At 63.8% G+C, this 23560-nt stretch carries 24 protein-coding genes and 1 tRNA gene; 13 read left to right on the forward strand and 12 right to left on the reverse strand.

Annotation, left to right across the window (positions count from 1 at the left end; genetic code table 11):
- Positions 1-261 precede the first annotated feature (261 nt).
- The 3 genes from U5A52_RS14460 (at position 262) to nadC (ending at position 3664) form a co-directional block, all read left to right on the forward strand.
- Positions 262-1458, forward strand: a complete 1197-nt coding sequence (locus U5A52_RS14460; protein ID WP_321913962.1) for an acyl-CoA desaturase — start codon at positions 262-264, stop codon at positions 1456-1458.
- A gap of 175 nt (positions 1459-1633) precedes the next feature.
- Positions 1634-2764, forward strand: a complete 1131-nt coding sequence (nadA, locus tag U5A52_RS14465) for a quinolinate synthase NadA (protein ID WP_321913961.1) — start codon at positions 1634-1636, stop codon at positions 2762-2764.
- Positions 2765-3664, forward strand: coding sequence for a carboxylating nicotinate-nucleotide diphosphorylase (gene nadC, locus U5A52_RS14470; RefSeq protein WP_321935102.1), 900 nt, complete (start codon positions 2765-2767; stop codon positions 3662-3664).
- Positions 3665-3754: 90 nt separating this feature from the next.
- Here nadC and nadB read toward each other — a convergent pair whose 3' ends face one another.
- The 4 genes from nadB to radC form a co-directional block, all read right to left on the reverse strand.
- Positions 3755-5356, reverse strand: a complete 1602-nt coding sequence (nadB, locus tag U5A52_RS14475; RefSeq protein WP_321913959.1) for an L-aspartate oxidase — start codon at positions 5354-5356, stop codon at positions 3755-3757.
- 282 nt (positions 5357-5638) lie between these two features.
- The gene (rpmG, locus tag U5A52_RS14480; RefSeq protein ID WP_027817504.1) at positions 5639-5806 is read right to left on the reverse strand and encodes a 50S ribosomal protein L33; all 168 of its coding nucleotides are present in this window, start codon (positions 5804-5806) and stop codon (positions 5639-5641) included.
- A 10-nt stretch (positions 5807-5816) separates the two neighbouring features.
- Positions 5817-6050: a 50S ribosomal protein L28 gene (gene rpmB / locus U5A52_RS14485; RefSeq protein ID WP_027794135.1), complete on the reverse strand. Its 234-nt coding sequence runs from the start codon at positions 6048-6050 to the stop codon at positions 5817-5819.
- Between the two features lie 301 nt (positions 6051-6351).
- On the reverse strand, positions 6352-7173 hold the full coding sequence (gene radC, locus U5A52_RS14490; RefSeq protein ID WP_321935103.1) for a RadC family protein: 822 nt from the start codon (positions 7171-7173) through the stop codon (positions 6352-6354).
- Positions 7174-7362: 189 nt separating this feature from the next.
- Between radC and U5A52_RS14495 the strand changes: the two genes are divergently transcribed.
- From U5A52_RS14495 to U5A52_RS14525, 7 genes are all read left to right on the forward strand, one after another.
- Positions 7363-7818, forward strand: a complete 456-nt coding sequence (locus U5A52_RS14495; RefSeq protein WP_201695416.1) for an FKBP-type peptidyl-prolyl cis-trans isomerase — start codon at positions 7363-7365, stop codon at positions 7816-7818.
- 5 nt (positions 7819-7823) lie between these two features.
- Positions 7824-8795, forward strand: coding sequence for a 4-hydroxy-3-methylbut-2-enyl diphosphate reductase (ispH, locus tag U5A52_RS14500; RefSeq protein ID WP_321935104.1), 972 nt, complete (start codon positions 7824-7826; stop codon positions 8793-8795).
- A gap of 550 nt (positions 8796-9345) precedes the next feature.
- The gene (locus U5A52_RS14505) at positions 9346-9648 is read left to right on the forward strand and encodes a hypothetical protein (protein ID WP_321913956.1); all 303 of its coding nucleotides are present in this window, start codon (positions 9346-9348) and stop codon (positions 9646-9648) included.
- A 213-nt stretch (positions 9649-9861) separates the two neighbouring features.
- Positions 9862-10812 carry a branched-chain amino acid ABC transporter permease gene (locus tag U5A52_RS14510; RefSeq protein ID WP_158758450.1) on the forward strand — a complete coding sequence of 317 codons (951 nt, stop codon included), beginning with the start codon at positions 9862-9864 and terminating at the stop codon, positions 10810-10812.
- 16 nt (positions 10813-10828) lie between these two features.
- Complete coding sequence (locus U5A52_RS14515; RefSeq protein ID WP_321935105.1) at positions 10829-11998, forward strand: ABC transporter permease subunit; 1170 nt, start codon at positions 10829-10831, stop codon at positions 11996-11998.
- Positions 11999-12013: 15 nt separating this feature from the next.
- Positions 12014-12790, forward strand: a complete 777-nt coding sequence (locus U5A52_RS14520) for an ABC transporter ATP-binding protein (RefSeq protein WP_321913954.1) — start codon at positions 12014-12016, stop codon at positions 12788-12790.
- Positions 12790-13506, forward strand: a complete 717-nt coding sequence (locus U5A52_RS14525) for an ABC transporter ATP-binding protein (protein WP_158758447.1) — start codon at positions 12790-12792, stop codon at positions 13504-13506. Before U5A52_RS14520 ends, U5A52_RS14525 begins: the two co-directional genes overlap by 1 nt.
- A gap of 95 nt (positions 13507-13601) precedes the next feature.
- On the opposite strand, the gene U5A52_RS14530 is transcribed toward U5A52_RS14525, so the two are convergent.
- The 3 genes from U5A52_RS14530 to U5A52_RS14540 all read right to left on the reverse strand — a co-directional run bounded on the left by U5A52_RS14530 (position 13602) and on the right by U5A52_RS14540 (position 16674).
- On the reverse strand, positions 13602-14072 hold the full coding sequence (locus U5A52_RS14530) for a GNAT family acetyltransferase (RefSeq protein ID WP_321913953.1): 471 nt from the start codon (positions 14070-14072) through the stop codon (positions 13602-13604).
- Positions 14073-14090: 18 nt separating this feature from the next.
- Positions 14091-15275 (reverse strand): acetylornithine transaminase, encoded by a 1185-nt coding sequence (locus tag U5A52_RS14535; protein WP_321913952.1) that lies wholly within the window; start codon positions 15273-15275, stop codon positions 14091-14093.
- A 367-nt stretch (positions 15276-15642) separates the two neighbouring features.
- Positions 15643-16674 (reverse strand): CDP-6-deoxy-delta-3,4-glucoseen reductase, encoded by a 1032-nt coding sequence (locus U5A52_RS14540; RefSeq protein ID WP_321913951.1) that lies wholly within the window; start codon positions 16672-16674, stop codon positions 15643-15645.
- Positions 16675-16805: 131 nt separating this feature from the next.
- Here U5A52_RS14540 and U5A52_RS14545 point away from each other — a divergent pair, with 131 nt between their 5' ends.
- On the forward strand, positions 16806-17891 hold the full coding sequence (locus U5A52_RS14545) for an NAD-dependent epimerase/dehydratase family protein (RefSeq protein WP_321935106.1): 1086 nt from the start codon (positions 16806-16808) through the stop codon (positions 17889-17891).
- A 34-nt stretch (positions 17892-17925) separates the two neighbouring features.
- Here the strand turns inward: U5A52_RS14545 and U5A52_RS14550 are convergent, their stop codons facing one another.
- Positions 17926-18114: a hypothetical protein gene (locus U5A52_RS14550; RefSeq protein WP_321913949.1), complete on the reverse strand. Its 189-nt coding sequence runs from the start codon at positions 18112-18114 to the stop codon at positions 17926-17928.
- Between the two features lie 155 nt (positions 18115-18269).
- The gene (locus tag U5A52_RS14555; protein WP_321935107.1) at positions 18270-18977 is read right to left on the reverse strand and encodes a 16S rRNA pseudouridine(516) synthase; all 708 of its coding nucleotides are present in this window, start codon (positions 18975-18977) and stop codon (positions 18270-18272) included.
- A 267-nt stretch (positions 18978-19244) separates the two neighbouring features.
- Here U5A52_RS14555 and poxB point away from each other — a divergent pair, with 267 nt between their 5' ends.
- The gene (gene poxB, locus U5A52_RS14560) at positions 19245-20963 is read left to right on the forward strand and encodes a ubiquinone-dependent pyruvate dehydrogenase (protein WP_321935108.1); all 1719 of its coding nucleotides are present in this window, start codon (positions 19245-19247) and stop codon (positions 20961-20963) included.
- A gap of 21 nt (positions 20964-20984) precedes the next feature.
- Here the strand turns inward: poxB and U5A52_RS14565 are convergent, their stop codons facing one another.
- The 3 genes from U5A52_RS14565 to hemN all read right to left on the reverse strand — a co-directional run bounded on the left by U5A52_RS14565 (position 20985) and on the right by hemN (position 22993).
- Positions 20985-21206: a hypothetical protein gene (locus U5A52_RS14565; RefSeq protein WP_321935109.1), complete on the reverse strand. Its 222-nt coding sequence runs from the start codon at positions 21204-21206 to the stop codon at positions 20985-20987.
- A gap of 206 nt (positions 21207-21412) precedes the next feature.
- Positions 21413-21497, reverse strand: a tRNA-Leu gene (locus U5A52_RS14570).
- A gap of 110 nt (positions 21498-21607) precedes the next feature.
- The gene (hemN, locus tag U5A52_RS14575; protein WP_321935110.1) at positions 21608-22993 is read right to left on the reverse strand and encodes an oxygen-independent coproporphyrinogen III oxidase; all 1386 of its coding nucleotides are present in this window, start codon (positions 22991-22993) and stop codon (positions 21608-21610) included.
- 244 nt (positions 22994-23237) lie between these two features.
- Between hemN and U5A52_RS14580 the strand changes: the two genes are divergently transcribed.
- Positions 23238-23549 carry a YkgJ family cysteine cluster protein gene (locus U5A52_RS14580; protein ID WP_321935111.1) on the forward strand — a complete coding sequence of 104 codons (312 nt, stop codon included), beginning with the start codon at positions 23238-23240 and terminating at the stop codon, positions 23547-23549.
- Positions 23550-23560 lie beyond the last annotated feature (11 nt).

The following is a 23560-nucleotide window of genomic DNA, read 5'->3' on the forward strand; positions in this document are numbered from 1 at the left end:
TGCTCAACGCGAGGTGCGGATTGCAGTGAAAGATTAGATGGGGACAGATACTTCGGAAAGGGCCGGTTGGGGTGCGGCAAAGCGCCTCAAAACGTCCTTCAGACGTTGACGCCGTAACCATTAAAGAAAAAAATCTTCCTTTGTTACAAACACTTGGAACGGTTCTAGTAGAATGCCGTCCAACGCATCTAGTCGCTTTCACTTTCTTGACACCGGCGCCGGGCTGAAAGGCCGACGCGCTTCGCTTCACAGGTAAATGCCTTGTTGAACTCCCTGCTTGATTTCCTCGCCCACGGCGTGCTCCATTTCTCGTGGTGGCAGATCGTGCTGTTCGCGGCGGTGGTCACCCATATCACGATTATCGGCGTGACGGTGTACCTGCACCGCTGCCAGGCGCACCGCGCGCTGGACCTGCACCCCATTGCGAGCCACTTCTTCCGTTTCTGGCTGTGGATGACCACGGGCATGCTCACGGGCCAGTGGGCGGCGATTCACCGCAAGCACCACGCCAAGTGCGAAACGGAAGAAGATCCGCACAGCCCGCAAACGCGCGGCATCTGGAAGGTGCTGCTCGAGGGCGCCGAACTCTATCGCGCCGAAGCGAAGAACGAAGAAACGCTGCGCCGCTTCAGCCACGGCACGCCCAACGACTGGATGGAGCGCAACGTCTATACGCGCTACCCCATTCTCGGCGTGAGCATCATGATGGTGATCGACGTCGCGCTGTTCGGCGCGGTCGGCCTGACCGTGTGGGCCGTGCAAATGGCGTGGATCCCGTTCTGGGCCGCTGGCGTCGTGAATGGCCTCGGTCACTTCTGGGGCTACCGCAACTTCAATTCGTCCGACGCAAGCACGAACCTTCTTCCGTTCGGCATCATCATCGGCGGCGAGGAACTGCACAACAACCACCACACGTTCGCGACTTCCGCGAAGCTCTCGAACAAGTGGTACGAGTTCGACATCGGCTGGATGTACATCCGCATGATGCAAGCGGTGGGTCTTGCCAAGGTGAAGAAGGTCGCGCCCACGCCGCGCCTGACCAAGGGCAAGCTGGTGCCGGATCACGAAACGCTGCAGGCCGTGCTGTCCAATCGCTACGAAGTGATGGCGCGTTACGGCAAGGCCGTGAAGCAGGCGTACCGCCAGGAACTCGCGCACCTCAAGGAAGTGGGTGAGCGCGAGAAGTACAAGGTCATGCGTGGTGCACGCAAGTGGTTCGACAAGGAAGAAGCCAGCCTGAACGAGCCGCAGAAGCGCCAGCTTCCGCAAATTTTCGCGAACAGCCAGAAGCTGCGCACGTACATCGAACTGCGCAACGAACTGGCCGCAATCTGGGAACGTTCGAGCGCCTCGCGCGAACAACTGCTCACACAGCTCCAGGATTGGTGCCATCGCGCTGAACAAAGCGGTATCAAGGCGCTGCAGGAATTCGCGTCGCGTCTGCGCCGTTACGCCTGATTGGCCTCATCGTCCGGAGGGGATTTTGGCCCCTCAGTAGGGCGTAAGAAAATCCTTTAGAATGACGAGACGTCACAAAACCCCGCGCTGGCGGGGTTTTTCTTTTTGGGCCGCAAAAAAGCCGGAGTCCCCACAATGGCTTCAATGGCGCGGCGATCGGTAGGGGCAGGAGATCATGAGTCAGGCAATCAGGAAGGTCGAATACGACCGGCCGCAGGGTGCCGTCTGCAGCGTTGGACAGGCTTGGGCGCGCGTGCCCGACGCACCGTCCACGGCAGAGCGCGTTGCATTGAAGGAGCGGATTCGCGCGTTGCTCAAGCGCGAGAAGGCGGTGCTCGTCGCGCACTATTATGTGGACCCCGAATTGCAGGAGCTCGCCGACGAAACGGGCGGCTGCGTGGCCGATTCGCTCGAGATGGCGCGCTTCGGCCGCGACCACGAGGCACAGACGCTCGTCGTGGCGGGCGTGCGCTTCATGGGTGAGACGGCGAAGATTCTGAGTCCGAACAAGCGCATTCTCATGCCCGATCTCGATGCGACCTGTTCGCTCGATCTCGGCTGCCCGATCGACGAATTCTCCGCGTTTTGCGATGAGCATCCGGACCGTACCGTCGTCGTTTATGCGAACACGAGTGCGGCTGTGAAGGCGCGTGCGGACTGGATGGTCACGTCGTCCATCGGCCTCGAGATCGTCGCCGACCTGCACGCCAAGGGCGAAAAAATTCTGTGGGCGCCGGACCGCCACCTGGGCAGCTACATCCAGAAGAAGACCGGCGCGGACATGTTGCTGTGGCAGGGCTCGTGCCTCGTGCACGACGAGTTCAAGGGCATCGAGCTCGATCTGCTGCGCGCGGAATACCCGGACGCAAAGATTCTCGTCCACCCCGAATCGCCGGAAGGGGTCGTTGCGCTTGCGGATGTGGTCGGCTCGACCACGCAGCTGATCGACGCCGCCGTGAAGCTCGACGCGCAGCGCTTCATCGTCGCGACCGATTTAGGCATCCTGCACAAGATGCGTCTCGCGGCGCCGGGCAAGACCTTCATCGAAGCGCCCACGGCCGGCAACAGCGCCACCTGCAAGAGCTGCGCGCATTGCCCGTGGATGGCCATGAACGGCCTCGCGAATCTCGCCGACGTGCTCGAGCGCGGCCACAACGAGATTCACGTCGACACCGCGATCGGTGAACGCGCGCGTCTGCCGATCGACCGCATGCTGGCGTTCGCGGCGGAGCACAAGCGCCGCGTGCAGGCGAGCGGCGACCTTGCGCGCGACACCGCGTTGTTCTCGCAAGTGGGGGCGGCGTAAATGGGTGCACTCGAATTGCTCGCAGTCGATGCCGTTTCGCCCGTGCTCGATGAAGTGCGCGCGCAGTACGGCGCAGCGTTCGACGCCGCGATCGTGCGCAATGTGGCCGACGCGCTAGAGGAAGACGTAGGCCCTGGCGACCAGACCGGCCGCCTCGTGCCCGCCGACGAAATGCGCGACGCACGCATCATCGTGCGCGAAGAGGCCGTGCTGTGCGGCGTGCTCTGGTTCGACGGCGTAGTGAAGCAGGTCGATCCGCGCATCGAGGTGCGCTGGCATTATCGCGAAGGCGACCGCATGGCCGCCGACACGACCGTTTGCTCGCTGCGCGGTCCGGCGCGCTCGCTGCTCACGGCCGAGCGCAACGCGATGAACTTCCTGCAACTTCTTTCGGGCGTGGCGAGCGTGACGCGCCGCTATGTCGACATGATCGCGCATACGAGCACGCGTATTCTGGACACGCGCAAGACGCTGCCCGGCCTGCGCCTCGCGCAGAAGTACGCAGTGCGCGTGGGCGGCGGCGCAAACCAGCGCCTCGCGCTTTACGACGGCATCCTGATCAAGGAAAACCACATCGCGGCAGCGGGCGGCGTGGACGCGGCAATGGACGCTGCGCTCGCGCTCGATGCGGGCGTGCCGATCCAGATCGAAGTCGAGACGCTCGAACAGCTCGAAACGGCGCTCGCGCACGGCGCCAAATCGGTCCTGCTCGACAACTTCTCGTTCGACATGATGCGCGACGCGGTGAAGCTCACGGCGGGGCGCGCAGTGCTCGAAGTCTCGGGCGGCGTGAACTTCGACACGGTGCGCACGATCGCGGAAACGGGCGTGGACCGGGTGTCGATCGGCGCTTTGACGAAAGATGTGCGCGCGACGGACTTTTCGATGCGCATTGTCTGAATCGGCAAATGCGTTGAGCTGAACCGAAACGAAAAGGCCGCCTCGCGATGAGGCGGCCTTTGTTTTTGCGGCGCGCTTGCTACGTAGGTCTTAAGAAACCGTGCGATTGCGTACGCGCTCCGGTGCGAGCACGGTCGGCAGCGCCTTGGGCAGCGAGTTCTGCCAGTCGCGGCTGTAGTGCAGGCCGCGGCTCTCGCGGCGCGAGCGCGCACTTTCCACGATCAGCGAAGCGACTTCGACGAGGTTGCGCAATTCGAGCAGGTCGCGCGTGACGCGGAAATTCGCGTAGTACTCGAGAATTTCATCGCGCAGCAGGGCGATGCGATGCTGTGCGCGCTCGAGCCGCTTGTCGGTGCGCACGATGCCGACGTAATTCCACATCAGCCGGCGCAGCTCGTCCCAGTTGTGGGCAACGACGACTTCTTCGTCGGAATCGGAAACGCGGCTTTCGTCCCAGTCGGGCAGCGGTGCATGCGCGCCAGCGCTGAAGCCTTCTTCCTCAATCGCCTCGGCCGCCGAGCGGCCGATCACGAGGCACTCCAGCAGCGAATTGCTCGCGAGCCGGTTCGCGCCGTGCAGGCCGGTGTACGAGGTCTCGCCCACGGCGTACAGGCCCGCGAGATCGGTGCGCCCGGCTAGATCGGTGACGACGCCGCCACAGGTGTAGTGCGCGGCGGGCACGACCGGAATCGGCTCCTTCGTGATGTCGATGCCGAACTCGCGGCAGCGCGCGAGGATGGTCGGGAAGTGCTCTTCAAGAAACGCCGGCGGCTGATGGCTGATGTCGAGATGCACGCAGTCGATGCCGTGCTTCTTGATCTCGAAGTCGATCGCGCGGGCGACGATGTCGCGCGGCGCCAGTTCGGCACGCTCGTCGTGCTCGGGCATGAAGCGCGTGCCGTCGGGCAGGCGCAGCACGCCGCCTTCGCCGCGCACGGCTTCCGAAATCAGGAACGACTTGGCATGCGGATGGAAAAGGCAAGTGGGGTGGAACTGGATGAACTCCATGTTCGCCACGCGGCAGCCCGCGCGCCATGCCATGGCGATGCCGTCGCCGGTGGCCGTGTCGGGGTTCGTCGTGTAGAGGTAGACCTTGCCCGCGCCGCCCGTGGCGAGCACCGTGTGCGGCGCCTGGATCGTCACCGTGCGGTCGTTCTTCAGATCGAGCGCATACAGTCCGTGGCAGCGACGGCCCGGCAGTCCCAGACGGTCGGACGTGATGACGTCGATTGCCTGATGGTCTTCGAGGATCGTGATGTTCGGGTGCGAGCGGGCGCGCTCGAGCAGCGTTTGCACGACCGCGTGGCCGGTGGCGTCGGCAGCGTGGATGATGCGGCGATGGCTGTGGCCACCTTCGCGCGTGAGGTGAAAGCCGAGTTCGGCGGCGGCGTCCTTCGTGAACGGCACGTCCTGGGCGATCAGCCATTCGATCGCCTCGCGGCCATGCTCGACGATGTAGCGCGTGGCCGCCTCGTCGCACAAGCCACCGCCGGCGACGAGCGTATCGTCCACGTGGTTCTCCACGCTGTCGGCCGAGTCGAGCACGGCGGCAATGCCGCCTTGCGCGCGGTCGCTCGCGCCTTCGGTCATCGCGCGCTTGGCGATGATGACCACACGACGCGAGTCGGCGAGATTCAGCGCGACGCTCAGTCCTGCGAGGCCGCTGCCGACGATCGCTACATCGAAATTCATGATCCTGCTTCTCCGTCTCTCTTGTTCTACGCATTCCGGCCGGCGCATTTGCCGCGGTCCTGCGCCGTCGCGGACGTATGACACGCGTGTGGCAGCCGGTATAAAGCGGGAAGCATACTCCGAGAGACGAGCGAAGGGGTAGCGGCAGTTTGGGCGCTGCAGTTAAAACACCTTTGCACGGCGCGAACCTAGGCGCGGTGGTGTCCAGGACCGGCGCGCAAAAAGAAAAACCCCGCTAAAAAGCGGGGTTTTTCTGTCTTCGTCAGGCTCGAAACCGATCAATTACTTGATCTTGGTTTCCTTGTACTCGACGTGCTTGCGAACAACCGGGTCGAACTTCTTGATCGACATTTTTTCCGGCATGTTGCGCTTGTTCTTCGTGGTCGTGTAGAAGTGACCCGTGCCTGCGGTCGACTCGAGCTTGATCTTGTCGCGAATACCCTTGGCCATGATTTACTCCTTACAGTTCGCCGCGTGCGCGCAGGTCTGCGAGCACGGAATCGATGCCGTTCTTGTCGATCAGGCGCAGGCCTGCGTTCGAGATGCGCAGACGCACCCAACGGTTTTCGCTTTCAACCCAGAAACGGCGGTTTTGCAGATTCGGGAGGAAACGGCGCTTGGTTTTGTTGTTAGCGTGGGAAACGTTGTTGCCGCTCATCGGCGCTTTCCCAGTGACTTGGCATACACGTGCCATGAGACACTCCTACGGAAATTCTGAGTTCGAGAGCCGCTTAAGTTTCCCAGGCGAGAAATGGCCGGAATAAGAGCGCGCTCACGTATGGATGAGAGACAACCTCGAACCCAGGCCGTATTTCCCCTGGAAGACCTCGATGGGCTTCAGAACAGGGTTGGAAATAGGCAAACCGTGAGTCTAGCAGAAAAATGCCAGGAAAATCAAACACGATTTGCGGATATCGTTGTGCGCTGCCGCGGTTGCTCGCAGTTTCCTGCAGCTGTCCGCGGTCGCCGCGGGTGCCACCACGCGCGCGGCCGCCTCAGCTCCAGCCCTGGCGCGCGAAGGAAAACGTCTCGCGCGTGCCAATGACCAGGTGATCGATGAGTTGAACCTCCACGAGCGCCAGCGTTTCGCGCAACACCCGCGTGAGGCGCCGGTCGCTCGCGCTCGGCTGCACCGCGCCAGAAGGGTGATTATGGGCGACGATGAGGCTCGCGGCATTAAGGGTTAGCGCACGCCGCACGATTTCACGAGGATACACCGCCATGCGCGTGAGCGAGCCGCGCGAGCTTTCCTCCGAGCGGATCAGCCGATGGCGCGCATCCAGAAAGAGGCAGACGAACACCTCATGCGGCCGCCCGCCGATCAAGAGACGCAAATAGTCCTCGACCGCGCCCGGAGAGTCGACGAGCGGCTTGTCGTCGAGCGCTTCGGCGAGCGCGCGCCGCGCAAGTTCGGTCACCGCCTGCAGCATCGAGGCTTTCGCGGGCCCGATGCCGCGCAAGGCCAGGAATTCTTCGCGCTGCGCGTCGAGCATGGCGCGCAGCGATCCGAATTGGGCCAGCAGCGTGCGGGCCACTTCGAAGACATCGTGGCCCGGCAAGCCGGAGCCGAGCAGGATTGCTAGCAGTTCCGCGTCCGATAGCGCGGCCGCGCCCGCCGTGCGCAGCCGCTCGCGTGGCATGTCGCGGCGTCGTGCCGCAGCCCCGCTGTTGCGAACCGGCACCGCAGGCGTAGCCGGCGCGGGAAGGGCGGCGTCGCCTGGGCCGCGCTCCGCGCAACCCAGGCCGTGCGGGCGGCCGGCGAAGGTGCCGGCAATCGTGCCGGGCGCCGTGTCTGGCAGGCAGGCAAGTTCGGTCATGGCAATCTCCACAGACAAATAAGGAGCGCGCGGCGTACGCGAGCGCGGGTGGTGGCAGCGCACAATCGTGCCGCGACCGCCCCGGCCAAGTGGCTTACAATAGATGTTTTCCGGCCGCCCAAGGCAAGCCGGACCGGCGCCTTGCGGCGCGCACGCGCGAAGCGCGCGTTCCGACGAAAAGAGTTACGCATGAGCATCATCGACATCTCCGAAGTGAAACCCGGTTCCCACGTGACGCTGCATTACCGGCTTTCGCTCGCCGATGGCACCGAAATCGTCAATACCTTTGTCGACCGTCCCGCCACTCTGCTGATGGGCGCCGGCCAGCTCGCGCCGCCGCTGGAAGATATTTTGCAGGGCCTGAAGGTGGGGCACCACTCGACCTTTCAGCTAGAACCGGGCGTCGCTTTCGGCCAGCGCAACCCCGACCTGATCCAGCGCGTCTCGCTCAAGACCCTGCGCGAGAACGGCATGATCGGCGAGGAGTTCAGCCCGGGCGACCTGATCGAGTTCAATGCGCCCAACGGCGGCCGCTACGCGGGGGTGCTCAAGGAAGTGAACGAGACCTCCGCGCTGTTCGATTTCAACCATCCGCTCGCTGGCCAGGCGGTTGCGTTCGAAGTGCAAATCATCGGAATCCTTTAAAGCCCATGACCAACACGGACACGTCCCTCGTCGCAGACCTGACGGAAGCGGAAATCCTGCTCGCCCAGCCGCGCGGCTTCTGCGCCGGCGTCGATCGGGCCATCGAGATCGTCGAACGCGCGATCCAGCTTCACGGCGCACCGATCTACGTGCGTCACGAAATCGTCCACAACGCGTATGTCGTCGAAGACCTGCGCAAGAAGGGCGCGATCTTCATCGAGCAGCTCGATGAGGTCCCGTCCGGCAACACGGTGATCTTCAGTGCGCACGGCGTCTCCAAGTCGGTGCGTGCCGATGCCGAGGCGCGCGGACTGCGCGTGTATGACGCGACCTGCCCGCTCGTCACGAAGGTGCACGTGGAAGTCGCGAAGATGCGCGACGAAGGGCTCGACATCGTCATGATCGGGCACAAGGGCCATCCAGAAGTGGAGGGCACGATGGGGCAGGTGGCCGAGGGCATGTACCTCGTCGAAGACATTGCCGACGTCGAGGCGCTCAAGCTGCGCGATCCGCAGCGCGTGGCGTTCGTCACCCAAACCACGCTGTCGGTGGACGACGCCGCGGAAATCATCGCCGCGCTCAAGACGCGCTTTCCGGCGATTCGCGAGCCGAAGAAGCAGGACATCTGCTACGCCACGCAGAATCGCCAGGACGCCGTCAAGTTCATGGCGCCGCAGTGCGATGTCGTGATCGTGGTGGGGAGCCCGAACAGCTCCAATTCGAACCGGCTGCGCGAAGTGGCCGAGAAGCGCGGCATTCCCGCCTATATGGTGGATGCCCCCGAGCAGATCGACCCCCAGTGGCTCGTCGGCAAACGCCGGATCGGTCTGACGGCTGGAGCGTCGGCTCCCGAGGCGCTCGCGCAGGAAATCATTCGCCGTCTGCACGAACTTGGTGCGCGCAACGTGCGTGCACTCGAAGGCATCGAGGAGAACATTGCGTTCCCCTTGCCGCGTGGACTCGGCCAGCCGGCCTGAAGCTTCCCGCTCCCTGCAAAAACGCGCCCATCCGGCGCGTTTTTTTATGCCCGCGACGGACGCAGGGTGTCATTAATAAGGGGCATATTGCCAGAAAAGAGAGGTTAACCTCACATTGGCCGGGTGTTCTTATTAGTGTTTTCGCTAGAGTGGGGCATCGAATTGCGTGGTATGACCCCAAATGTATGAGGTAATTGACACGCTTTCGACACGCATGCACCGCGTCGGGGCAGCATTTTTATGCTCTCCCTTAAATACCGTTCATTTGAACCAATGCCCGCCTGACAAGGCATTGCGGCCATTATTCGCAACACATGATGCGAAACCCGCGGATTTTTGGTGCAACTGGTGCACGAAAATGCGGCGCAACCTACGGTGCAACCCGATACAGGCTGTTATCTAAAAATATGGTTGCAATGCAGGAAAACCCTGCCGGTTCAACAATATTGCCCGTCGCATAATTGGCGTTACAATGCGCGCGTTCTGAAGGCTGGACATCGTTGAGAAGGCCATCAGGCAAGCATTTCGGAAGGCGCAGGAGACCTGATTAATGCAATTCAAGTCTGCTTTTTCCGCGTCATCGATTAATGCGGTTGCGCTACGCAACACGTGGCACAGCCGCAATGTCGAGACGGGTATGAGCGCAACATCGATCATTCCTGGCATGCAGATTGCTTTTGCATGCTCCGGCGTTGTCATGCCGGTTCGCCGCCTGGGTGCGATGGATCTCGCAGGTGAGATCCTGAAGCGCGTGGGCGGCCGGGGAGAGGGAGTCATGACGTTTGACGCATTCGCGTTTGCGGGCCGCGAGGCTCGCCGTGAATACGCCAACGTGAATATGACGCGTAGTTGATTGAACCCGACGGCACCGAACCATCCGACGGTGCCGTTTTTGCATCCGCTTTTGGCGAGCCTGCCGCTGCAACACAGCGGCAACGCGAACCAGGGCGGCCAACCGTTACCGGTTTTTACTTCAATACCCGAAAGTGTCGTTGTGGTTCCGTAAAACATCGCCCACCGGCCGATGACGAGCGCGAATCCGGTTGCACGGGCTAAGGAGCATTAAATGGATATTTTCATCCAGCAGATCCTGAATGGGCTGGTGCTTGGCAGCATTTACGCCATCATCGCTCTGGGCTACACCATGGTGTACGGGATTCTGGGCATCATTAACTTCGCGCACGGCGACGTGCTCATGGTGGGCGCCATGGTCGCGCTCTCCGCGATCAATGTGCTCCACAATCACTTCCCGGGCCTCGGGAACATCCCCACGCTGTGCATCGCCCTGGCCGTCGCCGCGGTCGTGTGTGCGGGCGTCGGGTACACGATCGAAAAGGTCGCGTACCGGCCGCTGCGCCGGGCGCCGCGCCTCGCACCGCTGATCACCGCGATCGGTGTGTCGATCCTGCTGCAGACGCTCGCCATGATCATCTGGGGCCGTAACCCGCTCGCGTTCCCCCAGCTCATCTCGACCGACCCGATCAACGTCATCAAGCCGACTGAAACCGGCGTGGGCGCCGTGATCTCGATGACGGAAATCGTCATCATCGTGGTCGCGTTCCTCGTGATGGCGGGTCTGTTGCTCCTCGTGCACAAGACCAAGCTCGGCCGCGCCATGCGCGCGATCGCCGAGAACCCGAACAATGCCTCGCTGATGGGCGTGAACCCGAACTTCGTGATCTCGGCCACGTTCATGATCGGCTCGGCGCTCGCAGCGCTCGCCGGCGTGATGATCGCCTCGGAATACGGCAACGCGCACTTCTACATGGGTTTCATCCCCGGCATGAAGGCCTTCACGGCGGCCGTGCTGGGCGGTATCGGCAATCTCGGCGGCGCGATGGTCGGCGGCGTGGTGCTCGGTCTGATCGAGCAGCTCGGCGCAGGCTACATCGGCAACCTGACCGGCGGGGTGTTCGGCAGTAACTATCAGGATGTCTTCGCATTCATCGTGCTGATCGTCGTGCTCGTGTTCCGTCCGTCGGGGCTGTTGGGCGAACGTGTCGCGGACCGCGCATAAGAGGGAGTAGCACAACATGACTTCAATTCAACCGATCGAGCCGTCGACGACGCTCATCCCCGAAAAGAACACGACGAAGACCCTCGCGGTGGGTATCGTGACGGCCGTCGTCGTGGCCGCGCTGCCCTTCGTGGTCGGCGCCACGGGTGGCAACTACTGGGTGCGCGTGCTCGACTTCGCGATGCTGTACGTGATGCTCGCGCTGGGCTTGAACGTGGTGGTGGGCTTCGCCGGCCTGCTGGACCTGGGCTATATCGCGTTCTACGCGGTGGGCGCCTACACGGCCGCGCTGCTGACTTCGCCGCACCTCGCAAATCAGTTCGCCTGGATCGCGAACATGTTCCCGGGCGGGATGCATACGCCGTACTGGATCGTGATTCCGTGCGCGATGGCGCTCGCCGCGCTCTTCGGCGTGCTGCTCGGCGCGCCGACACTGCGTCTGCGTGGCGACTACCTCGCCATCGTGACCCTGGGCTTCGGGGAAATCGTTCGTATCTTCATGAACAACCTCGACCGTCCGGTGAACATCACCAACGGGCCGCAGGGTATCACTGGCGTCGCGCCGCTGCAGGTCATGGGCTTCAACCTCGCGCAGCCGCATGAGATCCTAGGCTTCACCTTCACGTCGGTGTACATGTACTACTACGTGTTCGTGATCTGTGCGCTGCTCGTGATCTGGGTGTGTACGCGTCTGCAGCACTCGCGTATCGGCCGTGCATGGGCCGCGATCCGCGAAGACGAAATCGCCGCCAAGGCCATGGGCATCAACACCCGTAACGTCAAGCTGCTCGCGTTCGCGATGGGCGCGTCGTTCGGCGGTCTTTCGGGCGCGATGTTCGGTGCGTTCCAGGGCTTCGTGTCGCCGGAATCGTTCACGTTCTGGGAATCGGTCGTCGTGCTCGCCTGTGTGGTGCTGGGCGGCATGGGCCACATCCCCGGCGTGATTCTCGGCGCCGTGCTGCTCGCCATTTTCCCCGAGTTCCTGCGCTCGACCATGGGCCCGCTCCAGCACATGCTGTTCGGCCACGAAATCGTCGATACGGAAGTCATCCGCCAGTTGCTCTATGGCCTCGCCATGGTCGTCATCATGCTGTATCGCTCGGAAGGCCTGTGGCCCGCGGCGAAGCACGAAGACAAGATCGCCAAGATCGCCAAGCGCGCCAGCAAGAAGCCGATTCGCGCATAACGGGGAGAACAGACTATGAGCAACAAATCCATCCGCCTGTCCGTGAAGGGCGTGAACAAGCGCTTCGGCGGCCTGCAGGCGCTGTCCGACGTCGGCCTGCAGATCGAGGAAGGCACGATCTACGGCCTGATCGGTCCGAACGGCGCCGGCAAGACCACGTTCTTCAACGTGATCACCGGTCTCTACACGCCTGATTCGGGCGAGTTCAAGCTCGACGGCACGGCCTATACGCCGACCGCCGTCTATCAGGTGGCGCAGGCCGGCATTGCGCGTACGTTCCAGAACATTCGCCTGTTCGGTGGCATGACCGCGCTCGAAAACGTGATGGTCGGTCGTCACGTGCGTACGAAGCACGGGTTGCTCGGCGCGGTGTTCCAGACGCCGTCGGAGCGGCAGGAAGAACGCGAGATCAAGGAACGCGCGATCGAACTGCTCGAATATGTGGGCATCGCGCAGTACGCCGACTACACGTCGCGCAATCTCTCGTACGGCCACCAGCGCCGTCTGGAAATTGCGCGCGCGCTCGCGACCGATCCGAAGCTGCTCGCACTCGACGAGCCGGCGGCCGGCATGAACGCGACCGAGAAGGTCGAACTCACGCGCCTGCTCGACAAGATCCGCGCCGATGGCAAGACCATCCTGCTGATCGAGCACGACGTAAAACTGGTGATGGGCCTGTGCAACCGGATGACAGTGCTCGACTATGGCAAGGTGATCTCCGAAGGGCTGCCGCAAGACGTGCAGAAGGACCCGAAGGTGATCGAGGCATATCTGGGTGCGGGGGTTCACTGATGTCGACATCGGTTCTGAAAATCAAGGGTCTGCAGGTCAACTACGGCGGGATCCAGGCGGTCAAGGGCGTGGACATGGAAGTTCGCCAGGGCGAACTCGTCACGCTGATCGGCGCGAACGGCGCGGGCAAGACCACGACCATGAAGGCGATCACCGGCCTGAAGCCGTACTCGGCGGGCGACATCGAGTACATGGGCCAGTCGATCAAGGGCGTGCCGGCGTACGAGCTGCTCAAGCGCGGCCTCGCGATGGTGCCGGAAGGCCGCGGCATCTTCGCGCGCATGTCGATTCTCGAAAACATGCAGATGGGCGCGTACCTGCGCAGCGACAACGACGGCATCCAGAAGGACGTCGATCGTATGTTCGGCTTCTTCCCGCGCCTGAAGGAACGCGCCACGCAGCTCGCAGGCACGCTCTCGGGCGGCGAGCAGCAGATGCTGGCCATGGCGCGCGCGATCATCAGCAAGCCGAAGCTTCTGTTGCTCGATGAGCCGTCGATGGGTCTCTCGCCGATCATGGTCGAGAAGATCTTCGAGGTGGTGCGCACGATCTCGTCGGAAGGCATCACGGTGCTGCTCGTCGAGCAGAACGCGCGCCTCGCGCTGCAGGCGGCGAACCGCGGTTACGTGATGGACTCGGGCCTCGTGACGATGGAAGGCGAAGCCAAGCAGATGCTCGACGATCCGAAGGTGCGCGCCGCGTACCTGGGCGAGTAAGCTGCACGGCGTTGCGGTCCTCGCGGCCGCATAAAACAAAAGCCGCATGGGTGGGTCACCCATGCGGCTTTTTTCATGCCATCGACGAATCAGGCTCAGGCGAGCGCTTCGGACTCCTGCACGGCAAGCCGCTTGCCGAGACTCACCACGGCGTCGGCGCGATAGCCGAGCCGCTCGTAGAACGCGAGCACCTCGGCCTTGTCGGTGAGCACCTGAAGGTTGAGCTTCAGGCAGCCCATCGCGGCGAGCGCATCTTCCGCGTGACGCACGAGCCGCGTGCCGAGACCGTGACGCCGCGCTTCGGGCGCGACGGCGACCGAATAGAGCCAGCCGCGATGCCCGTCGTAACCGGCCATCGCCGTGCCAACGAGTGCGCCGTCAACGTCGCCGTCGCTGCGAATCGCGACGAAGAAAAGCTCCGGCTGCGTGCCGAGCTTGTTCGCGATCGACAGCCGCGGATTGCGGTGCGGCCGGCTCGTGTCGTTGTACTCGGGAAACGCCTGCAGCCAAAGCGCGATCACCGCTTCCGTATCGGCTTCGCTGAACACGCGGATCGTGATGGACATCGCCCGTGCTCCGTCCGATTACAGCGAGTCGAGAATCGTGCGCAGCATCGCCATCATCTGGTCGATTTCCTGCGTCGTCACGTTCAGCGCCGGCATGAAGCGCAGCAGGTTCGGACGCGCGGCGTTGAGCAGCAGGCCGTCGGGCTGCATGAGGCGCGCCTTCTCGACAATCTCCGGTCCGATGTCCTTGCCGAGCAGCAGCGCGCGCAGCAAGCCTTCGCCGCGCTCGCCCTGGAAGCCGCGTTCGGCCGAAAGCTCGAGCAGCTTTTCACGCAGATATTCGCCGCGCGCGCGCACGCCTTCGAGGAAGCCGGGCGCAACCAGTTGCGAGATCACCGAATAGCCCACGGCCGTCATCAGCGGGTTGCCGTTGTACGTGCCGCCCTGGTCGCCCGCTTCGAACACGGCGATTTCCTTCTTCGAGAGCAGCGCCGCGAGCGGCACGCCGCCGCCGATGCCCTTGCCGAGCGTCATGATGTCCGGCTCGATGCCCGAAAGTTCGTAGGCGAAGAGGGTGCCGGCACGACCGCAGCCGCTTTGCACTTCGTCGACGATCAGCAGGATGCCGTGCTTTTTCGTGAGCGCGCGCAGTTGCTGCATGAATTCGCGCGTGGCGGGAATGACGCCGCCTTCGCCCTGGATCGGCTCGAGCATCACGGCGACGGTCTTCGCGTTGATGAGCTTTTCAACCGAGGCGATATCGTTCAGGTCCGCCTTCGGGAAGCCCGGCACTTGCGGCGCGTAGATCGTGTCCCAGCCCGGCTTGCCGCTCGCCGACATCGTCGCGATCGTGCGGCCGTGGAAGCTGTGGTCGAACGTGATGATCTCGTAGGCGCCGTCGCGATGCTTCTTGCCCCACTTGCGCGCAAGCTTGATCGCGCCTTCGTTGGCTTCGGCGCCGCTGTTGGCGAAGAACACCTTGTCGAAGCAGCTGTGCTCGGTGAGCAGGCCCGCGAGCTTCGCCATCGGCTCGTTGTAGAAGGCTGGCGACGGGTTGATGAGCAGGCGCGACTGCTTTTCCAGCGCCTCGATCATGCCTTCGTTGCAGTGCCCGAGGCTGTTGACGGCCCAGCCCTGGATGAAGTCCAGGTATCGCTTGCCTTCGTTGTCGTAGAGCCACGACCCCTTGCCATGCGTGAAAACGATTTCGGGCCGGTTGGTGATGTACATCAGCGACTCGATCGGGTACTCGGAATAATTCATGGCAACGGGCTCCGCGTTGGGGCTGCTAAAGGGTTGAGAACGGGGTTGCAAACGGGGTTGCAAACGATACGGCGGAAAAACAAAAAGCCACGGACTGGCCGTGGCTTTCGTGATTCGAACTTGCTGTGCGTTGCGAAGTGCAACGCGCGTCCGCGAGTAGCCAGGCCCTAAAGATGGGGCGAGCGGCGACGTCGGAGGGCGGACAGGATGCAGTTCATGGGCGCAAGAATACGACAAGCCGAACGGCGATGTAAACCGTCAATGTGCCGATTTTGTCCAATCGGCCGAAGAATTTTTCGTGACGGCCAGCTTTGCCGGTCGATACGGGTCATTGCATTGTGCACGCAACGACCCGCCCCAACAACGCTCAGACGGCGTTCGCGAGGTCTGCGGCGCTCGTGAACGAGTCCGCGTAGAACTCGTCTTCGGGCAGACCGTGATGTTGCGTAAAGTCGCGCTGCGCCGACTCGACCATCACCGGTGCGCCGCACGCATAGACCTGATAGCCCGAAAGGTCCGGCAGATCCTCGATCACGGCGCGGTGCACGAAGCCCGTGCGGCCGGTCCAGTTGTCGTCGGCGGCGGGCTCGGAGAGCACCGGCACGAAGCGGAAGTTCGGGATGTCCTTCGCCCATTGCCCGGCGAGATCCATCAGGTACAGGTCCTTCTTCTGGCGCGCGCCCCAGTAGAGCGTCATCGGGCGGTTCAGGTTCTTGTGGACCGCGTGCTCGACAATCGCCTTGAGCGGCGCGAAGCCGGTGCCCGAAGCGAGCAGCACGATGGGCTTGTCGGACTCCTCGCGCAGGAAGAAGGTGCCGAGCGGTGCTTCGAAGCGCAGGATGTCGCGCTCCTTCATCTGCGAGAAAACGTGGTCGGTGAACTTGCCGCCGGGCATGTGGCGGATGTGCAGCTCGATCGGGCCTTCCTCGTGCGGCGCGCTCGCCATGGAGTAGCTGCGGCGCGTGCCGTCCTTGAGGATGAATTCAAGGTACTGGCCGGCGAGATACTGCAGACGCTCGTTGGCGGGCAACTGCAGCTTGAGGACGACGACGTCGTCGGCCTTGCGTTCGATGGCGGCGATGCGGGTAGGCAGCTTGCGCACCTGCACGTCGCCCACGCCCGCCACTTCGCGGATATCGATTTCGAGGTCGGTTTGCGCCGTCGCACAGCAGAAGAGGGCCATGCCGCGCGTCCTTTCGTCGTTGGACAGCGCCGAAGCCGCGTGAGCGCGCTGCTCCACTTCGCCGTGGCAGACCGTGCCCTTGCACGAGCCGCACGCGCCGTTCTTGCAGCCATACGGCAGGCCGATGCCCTGGCGCAGGGCCGCGTTGAGAATGGGTTCGTCGGGCTCGACCTGGAATTGCCGGCCGCTTTGCTTGAGCGTTACGTTGAAAGCCATATTCAGGGAAGCGTAAGTCTGTATCCGAGGGTTGATTCCGGGTGCGGGCCAGTTCCGGACTTTTCCGGCTAGTGTCCGCGTTTGCTTGCCGGCCTTCGCCGCGAGGCCCGGGCCGCTAAAATGGTTCCACCATGATTGCCACACGAACCTTGCGCCGTGCGCGCATCCTGATTGTCGGTTGCGGCGACGTCGGCCTGCGCTGCGTCGCCCAGTTGCGCGAGCGGCCAGACCGCGCGCGCGTTTTTGCGCTCACGCGCCGATCCGAGCGCGCAGACGCGGTACGGGCCGCGGGCGCAACGCCGGTGCGCGGCGACCTCGATTTCCGCACGAGCCTCACGCGGATCGCGGGCCTGGCTGGCACCGTCCTGCACCTGGCGCCGCCGCAAAAAAACGGCGACGACGACCTGCGCACGCGCCGCCTGCTCGCAGCACTCGCGGCGCGCCGCCGTGCGAGGGCGCGGCCTGTGCTGGCGGGTGTGGCGCCGCGCGCATTGCGGCCCCCATTACGTGCTCTCGTGGGCCGCATGCGCCGCAGCGCTTTCGACCCCGCCACAGGCGCGGGAGCATCCGTTATTGTACCCGAGCGCATCCGGCGGTTTTCTCGCCCCCGGCGCCAGCGCCTCGAACGCACGAAGCTCGTATACGCAAGCACGACGGGCGTGTACGGCGATTGCGGTGGCGCGCGCATCGACGAAACTCGCACGGTGCAGCCAGCTAACGCCCGCGCCAAACGCCGGGTATCGGCCGAACGGCAACTGCGGCGCGCAACGGCGCGCGGCGGCGCGCTGAGCGCCACGATCGCGCGCATTCCCGGCATTTACGCAGCGAACCGCCTCCCGCTCGCACGCCTCGCGAAGCGCACGCCGGCGCTCGTCGCGAGCGACGACGTCTACACGAGCCACATCCACGCGGACGATCTTGCGGCGATTCTCCTGCGCCTCGCGACACATGGCCGCCCGGGGCGCACGATCCACGCGACGGACGACAGCGAACTGAAGATGGGCGAGTATTTCGACCGCGTAGCCGATGCCTTCGGCCTTGCGCGCGCACCACGCGTGAGTCGCGCGCAGGCCGAGCGCGAACTCGAGCCCGTCTTGCTGTCGTTCATGCGCGAGTCGCGCCGGCTCGCCAATACGCGTCTGAAGCGCGAACTGGGCGTGCGTTTGCGTTATCCGGATGTCGATGCTTTCTTGCGCACGCTGCCGCCGCACCCGTGACTTCGGGCGGGCGGCGCGGCGCAAAGCGTGCCGTTCACGTGATGGCCGGCAGCGCTTCGAGCAGGAGGAAGCACATTAGCGCTCCGATAAGCGCCCCGATGAGGTTCGGATGGTACTGATGTCGCATATGCATCGACGCGAGCAGGCCCCCAATCAGAACCGCCCCAAGCGCCATGAAGGCCATCAACACGAGTGAGATTTCGAATGAGCCGTTGATGATCATGATGCCCCTCCTTGCAACTTGTAATCGTTCTACAAACGAGTATAGGGCGGAAGCTCGGCAAGGACATGCTGCGGCGCGGCGATAACGGTGCCAGTGTGCAAGCATCGGTGCGTCAGCACACTGAGCGGCGGGCGTTCGCGCCGCCCGGTGGTGGTTTACCCCTTGTTGCGCAACGCGTCGAGCGCGTCGTCGTCGAGCCATTGCCAGGCGCCGGGAGCCAGTCCGGCGGGCAGGGAAAAGCCGCCGATGCGCTCGCGGTGCAACGCCTCGACGCGGTTGCCGGCCGCCGCCACCATCCGTTTGACCTGGTGATATTTGCCTTCGAGCACGGTTAGCTCCAGCTCGTGGTCCGCCCGTGCGCTGGCCGCGACGGCGGCGCTCGGCTGGCGCTCGCCGTGCAGCAGCACGCCTTCGCGCAGGGCGTGCAGTTGGGTTTCGTCGAGCGGGTGGCGTGTCGTCGCCACGTAGAGCTTCGGCACCTTGCGCTTGGGTGACGTGAAGGCGTGCACGAACTGGCCATCGTCGGAAAGCAGCAGGAGGCCGGTCGTATCTTGATCGAGGCGGCCGACGCATTGCACGTTGCGCTCGGCGAACTGTGGCGGCAGCAGATGAAACACGCTCAGGTGATGCTGCGGATCGCGCGAGCACTCATAGCCCGCGGGCTTGTTGAGCGCGATGTACGCGCGCTCGTGAAACGGCCACGGCGTGCTGTCCACGCTGAAGACGAGGCCCGCCGTGTCGAACGTGGCGAGCGGGTTGGTGCACGGCTCGCCCGCGACGGCGACCCGCGCGTCGGCGATGAGCGTGCGGCATTGGCGGCGTGAGCCGAAACCTTGGGTGAAGAGAATACTTTCGAGATTCATGACGGACGGCGAACAGCGTAGAGCGGGGTATTTTATCCGTCGCGACGTGCAGCGCGCCCCCGCGCGATCCAGGCACGCCCTGCCAATTTGCCGCGCACGGCTTGACCACGTATTTCGGGCGGATGGCGTAACGTAGCGCGAGGTATTGGCAGGCCCGGCCCGGTTGCCGGGCCTGGACGCCTACGTATTTGACCCCCCAAGTATCTTCTCGTGCAGCGCCCGGCCTCGGTGCGCGCGCTGCGCGTTACGGCTCACGTGGAGAACACCATGGCGAAGACGATAGCGGATCATCTGGCAAAAACGCTCGAGGCGGTTGGCGTCGAGCGCATCTGGGGCGTGACGGGCGACAGCCTGAACGGGTTGTCGGCGAGTCTGCGCAAGCTAGGCACGATCCGCTGGATGCATACGCGGCACGAAGAAGTCGCTGCTTTCGCGGCGGGCGCCGAGGCTGCGGCAACCGGCCGGCTCGCCGTGTGCGCGGGCAGTTGCGGGCCCGGCAACCTGCATCTCATCAACGGTCTTTATGACTGCCATCGCAACCGTTCGCCGGTGCTCGCGATTGCGGCGCACATTCCGTCGACGGAAATCGGCCTCGGCTATTTCCAGGAAACGCACCCGACCGAACTCTTCCGCGAGTGCAGCCATTACGTGGAACTCGTGACGAACGCATCGCAGTTCCCGCGCGTGCTCGACACCGCGCTGCGCACGGCGATCGACCAGAAGGGCGTCGCCGTGATCGTGCTGCCCGGCGACGTGGCGCTTCTGGATGCGTCCGACGAGGAGCCGGCGTGGGCCCAGGCGGCGCGTCCGGCGACCTTGCCTTCGTCGGCGGATATCGATCGGCTCGCCGAACTGCTCAATCGCTCCGAAGCGGTGACGCTGCTATGCGGAAGCGGCTGCAAGGGATCACACGACGAAGTGGTGGCCTTCGCAGACGCGCTCGGCGCGCCGACGGTGCATGCGCTGCGCGGCAAGCAGTATGTCGAATGGGATAACCCATACGATGTGGGGATGACCGGGCTGATCGGCTTCAGCTCGGGCTACCACGCGATGATGTCGTGCGACACGCTCGTCATGCTCGGCACCGACTTCCCGTATCGCAACTTCTATCCGCAGCACGCGAACATCGTGCAGATCGACCGCGACGCGGCAGCGCTCGGCAAGCGCGCGCCGCTCACACTCGGACTCGTCGGCGACGTGCGCGAAACGCTGCGCGCGCTCACGCCGAAGCTCACGCGCAAGACCGACCGTCGCTTTATCGATCGCGCGCGCGAGCACTACGCGAGCGCGCGCAAGGGGCTCGACGAACTCGCGCGCCCGGCTGCCGCGGGCAAGCCGCTGCATCCGCAGTACGTGGTGTCGCGGCTCGATGCGCTCGCCGAGGACGATGCGATCTTCGCGGTCGACGTGGGCACGCCCACGCTCTGGGCCGCGCGCTACCTGACGATGAACGGCCGGCGCCGTCTGCACGGCTCGTTCAATCACGGCTCGATGGCGAACGCCATGCCGCAGGCGCTCGGCGCGCAGGCGGCGCACGCCGGACGCCAGGTGGTCTCGCTCTCCGGCGACGGCGGTCTTTCGATGCTGCTCGGCGACATTCTCACGGCGCGCCAGCTCGATTTGCCGATCAAGATCGTTGTCCTGAATAATGGCTCGCTCGGTTTCGTCGCCATGGAGATGAAGGCTGGCGGCTACGTGGAGACGGGCACCGATCTGGTCGCGACCAACTTTGCGGATATTGCGAAAGGCGCGGGGCTCTTCAGTGTGCGCGTGGAGACGTCCGAAGCGCTCGATGAGGCGTTGCGCGCGGCCTTCTCGCACGCAGGACCGGCGCTCGTCGACGTGGTGACGACGAAGCATGAACTGGCCATGCCGCCGAAGCTGCAGTGGGCGCAGGCGAAGGGGTTCAGTCTCTACATGCTGCGCGCGGTGCTGAGCGGGCGCGGAGACGAGGTGGTAGAGCTGGCGCAGACGAATTTGCGCTGAGGCTCGTGCGGCAGACCTGCGTCAGTCAGTGATCGAGACGCAGGTGTTGTCCTCGGGGTGGGTGATAAATTCATCGACCCGGCCAGCGCGCACGTCGAGCAGCAACCGGTCCAGCACTTCGAGCCTGGCGGATCGGTCGTTGCCCGATTTGATCAGCGTCGCTGCGGTGCGTCCAGAGACGGACTCGTGGGCCTCGATGAGGATGCGTATGGCTTCCTCTCGTGTCATGAAAATGCGGTCCATCGTGCTCTCCCGGCGTGCTATCTCAATAACACCGATAACGATAGCAGCGGGGTGCGGCGAGACACGCGGCATCTGCGAGACGCTTGATCTTCGTCCAATAACAGGCGTGTCGTATTCGAGCGGGCAAGAAAAAACCCGCGAAGCCGTGAGCTTTCGCGGGTTTCTGGATTCCGGCGGCAAGTGCTGAAACCTGCCGGAAAGTATTCTGGTGCCTCGGGCCGGAATCGAACCGGCACTCCTTTCGGAACCGGATTTTGAGTCCGGCGCGTCTACCAATTTCACCACCGAGGCGTGTGCTTGCGTGCTGCGAGCAACCGAGCGCACACGTGCATGCGCTCGAAGTAGCCTTAGATTATGACGCAAATTGTGCGCCCGGGCAACTACACGGCGGCCGCAAGCCCTCAAATCGTCCGCGAGAACCGTTCGGGCTGCTGTGCGCCAAGATAGCGGTCGAACACCATCGCAATATTGCGCACGAGCATGCGCCCAGCGGGCAGTACCTCGAGCCGGTTGGCGCTGCGCGCGACGAGACCGTCGCGCTCGAACTCGCGCAGCCGTTCGAGCTCGGTCGCAAAGGTCGTCGGAAACCGTACACCGTAGGCAGCCTCGAACTCGTCGTAGCGCAGTTCGAGATTGCACATGAGTTCCGTAATGATGTCGCGGCGCAGACGGTCGTCGGCAGTGAGGCGCACGCCTTTCGCGGTCGCGAGCTTGCCCGCGTCGATGGCCGCGCCATAGCCGATCAGGTCCTTCGCGTTCTGCGCGTAGACGTCGCCAACCTTGCCGATCGCCGAAGCGCCAAAGCCGATCAGGTCGCAGTCGGCGCGCGTGCTGTAACCCTGGAAATTGCGATGCAGCGTGCGTTGCGCCTGGGCGCGCGCGAGTTCGTCGGTGGGCAGCGCGAAATGATCCATGCCGATGTAGACGTAGCCTGCCTCGGTGAGCTGCTCGATCACGAGCCTCAACAACGCCATGCGCTCGGCGGGCGAGGGCAAGGTGGCTTCATCCATCTGACGCTGCATCTTGAACAAATGCGGCATGTGCGCGTAGCCGAACACCGAGATGCGATCGGGCGCGAGCAGCAGCATCGTCTCGAGCGTGCGGCCGAATGTTTTGACGTTCTGGTGTGGCAGGCCGTAGATCAGATCGACGCTGATCGATTCGAACCCGTTCGCGCGCGCGGCGTTCATGACGTCGACCGTCAGCTCGAGCGGCTGGATGCGGTTGACCGCCTTCTGCACAACCGGATCGAAGTCCTGAACACCGAGGCTCAGCCGGTTGAAGCCGAGCGAACGCAGATGCGCTACGGTCTGCGCCGTGGCTTCGCGTGGGTCGATCTCGATCGAGTATTCGCCCGCGTCGTCGGGCTGCAGTGCGAAGTGCTCGCGCGTGGCGGCCATGAGCGCGCTCATTTCGTCCAGCGAGAGGAAGGTGGGCGTGCCGCCGCCCCAATGCAGCTGCGAAACCTGGCGCTTCGTGTCGAAGAGGGCGGCCTGCAGCTCCAGCTCGCGGATCATCTGCGCGAGATACGGTTTCGCGCGGCCGCGGTTCTTCGTGATGACCTTGTTGCAACCGCAATAGAAGCAGACGGTGTCGCAAAACGGGACGTGGAAGTACAGCGAGAGGTCGGTATCGCTTGCGCCCGGATCGGCAGCCGCACGGCGGTAGTCGGCGGGATCGAAGTCGTCCCGGAACTGCAGGGCGGTGGGGTAGGACGTGTAGCGCGGGCCGTTGGCGCCGTATTTGGCAAGCAGGTCGGGGCGAAAGAGCAGGTCTGCGTCGCTCATGCAAAGCTCACTTGGAAGGGCGGCGCACGGGTGGGCAGCGTCCGGCGCCGCGGAACGCCGCGCACAGGTGGCCTGTCCTTTGTCCTACAGCGCCAGATTGACAAAGTGTACGAGCGGGTAGGAAGAAGCGATTGTGTAAAAAGGTCGCATGCGGGCGATGGCACAATGCGTCTGGTCCGTCGCGGCATGGTGTCGTAGTCTCCAGCGCCTCGGAAACAATTTGTCAGAGTTCCAGGAAGCCGAAGTGAGTACCGTTTTTTCCGCTGATGTCTCAGTGCATGCATGCCGCCCCGGTTGCGGCGCGTGCTGCATCGCGCCGTCCATTACGAGCCCGATTCCGGGCATGCCCGCAGGCAAGCCGGCCGGCGTGCGCTGCGTTCAACTCGGCGACGACCTGCGCTGCATGATCTTCGGCTCGCCATTGCGCCCGGCATGCTGCTCGGGCCTGCAGCCGCAGCCCGAGATGTGCGGAGCATCGCGCGAGGAGGCCATCGTCTGGCTCACGCGTCTCGAGGCGCAAACCCAACCGCAATCGCAGACGCCGGCCACGCGCTGAACCGGCGCAAA

The organism is Paraburkholderia sp. J8-2, from assembly GCF_905220195.1.
Taxonomy (GTDB): domain Bacteria; phylum Pseudomonadota; class Gammaproteobacteria; order Burkholderiales; family Burkholderiaceae; genus Paraburkholderia.

Bases quoted from the DNA above. Each gene is read 5' to 3' on its own strand.
- nadA (WP_321913961.1), top strand. From the start codon at position 1,634: ATGAGTCAGGCAATCAGGAAGGTCGAATACGACCGGCCGCAGGGTGCC.
- nadC (WP_321935102.1), top strand. From the start codon at position 2,765: ATGGGTGCACTCGAATTGCTCGCAGTCGATGCCGTTTCGCCCGTGCTC.
- nadB (WP_321913959.1), bottom strand. From the start codon at position 5,356: ATGAATTTCGATGTAGCGATCGTCGGCAGCGGCCTCGCAGGACTGAGC.
- rpmG (WP_027817504.1), bottom strand. From the start codon at position 5,806: ATGGCCAAGGGTATTCGCGACAAGATCAAGCTCGAGTCGACCGCAGGC.
- rpmB (WP_027794135.1), bottom strand. From the start codon at position 6,050: ATGGCACGTGTATGCCAAGTCACTGGGAAAGCGCCGATGAGCGGCAAC.
- radC (WP_321935103.1), bottom strand. From the start codon at position 7,173: ATGACCGAACTTGCCTGCCTGCCAGACACGGCGCCCGGCACGATTGCC.
- U5A52_RS14495 (WP_201695416.1), top strand. From the start codon at position 7,363: ATGAGCATCATCGACATCTCCGAAGTGAAACCCGGTTCCCACGTGACG.
- ispH (WP_321935104.1), top strand. From the start codon at position 7,824: ATGACCAACACGGACACGTCCCTCGTCGCAGACCTGACGGAAGCGGAA.
- U5A52_RS14505 (WP_321913956.1), top strand. From the start codon at position 9,346: ATGCAATTCAAGTCTGCTTTTTCCGCGTCATCGATTAATGCGGTTGCG.
- U5A52_RS14510 (WP_158758450.1), top strand. From the start codon at position 9,862: ATGGATATTTTCATCCAGCAGATCCTGAATGGGCTGGTGCTTGGCAGC.
- U5A52_RS14515 (WP_321935105.1), top strand. From the start codon at position 10,829: ATGACTTCAATTCAACCGATCGAGCCGTCGACGACGCTCATCCCCGAA.
- U5A52_RS14520 (WP_321913954.1), top strand. From the start codon at position 12,014: ATGAGCAACAAATCCATCCGCCTGTCCGTGAAGGGCGTGAACAAGCGC.
- U5A52_RS14525 (WP_158758447.1), top strand. From the start codon at position 12,790: ATGTCGACATCGGTTCTGAAAATCAAGGGTCTGCAGGTCAACTACGGC.
- U5A52_RS14530 (WP_321913953.1), bottom strand. From the start codon at position 14,072: ATGTCCATCACGATCCGCGTGTTCAGCGAAGCCGATACGGAAGCGGTG.
- U5A52_RS14535 (WP_321913952.1), bottom strand. From the start codon at position 15,275: ATGAATTATTCCGAGTACCCGATCGAGTCGCTGATGTACATCACCAAC.
- U5A52_RS14540 (WP_321913951.1), bottom strand. From the start codon at position 16,674: ATGGCTTTCAACGTAACGCTCAAGCAAAGCGGCCGGCAATTCCAGGTC.
- U5A52_RS14545 (WP_321935106.1), top strand. From the start codon at position 16,806: ATGATTGCCACACGAACCTTGCGCCGTGCGCGCATCCTGATTGTCGGT.
- U5A52_RS14550 (WP_321913949.1), bottom strand. From the start codon at position 18,114: ATGATCATCAACGGCTCATTCGAAATCTCACTCGTGTTGATGGCCTTC.
- U5A52_RS14555 (WP_321935107.1), bottom strand. From the start codon at position 18,977: ATGAATCTCGAAAGTATTCTCTTCACCCAAGGTTTCGGCTCACGCCGC.
- poxB (WP_321935108.1), top strand. From the start codon at position 19,245: ATGGCGAAGACGATAGCGGATCATCTGGCAAAAACGCTCGAGGCGGTT.
- U5A52_RS14565 (WP_321935109.1), bottom strand. From the start codon at position 21,206: ATGGACCGCATTTTCATGACACGAGAGGAAGCCATACGCATCCTCATC.
- hemN (WP_321935110.1), bottom strand. From the start codon at position 22,993: ATGAGCGACGCAGACCTGCTCTTTCGCCCCGACCTGCTTGCCAAATAC.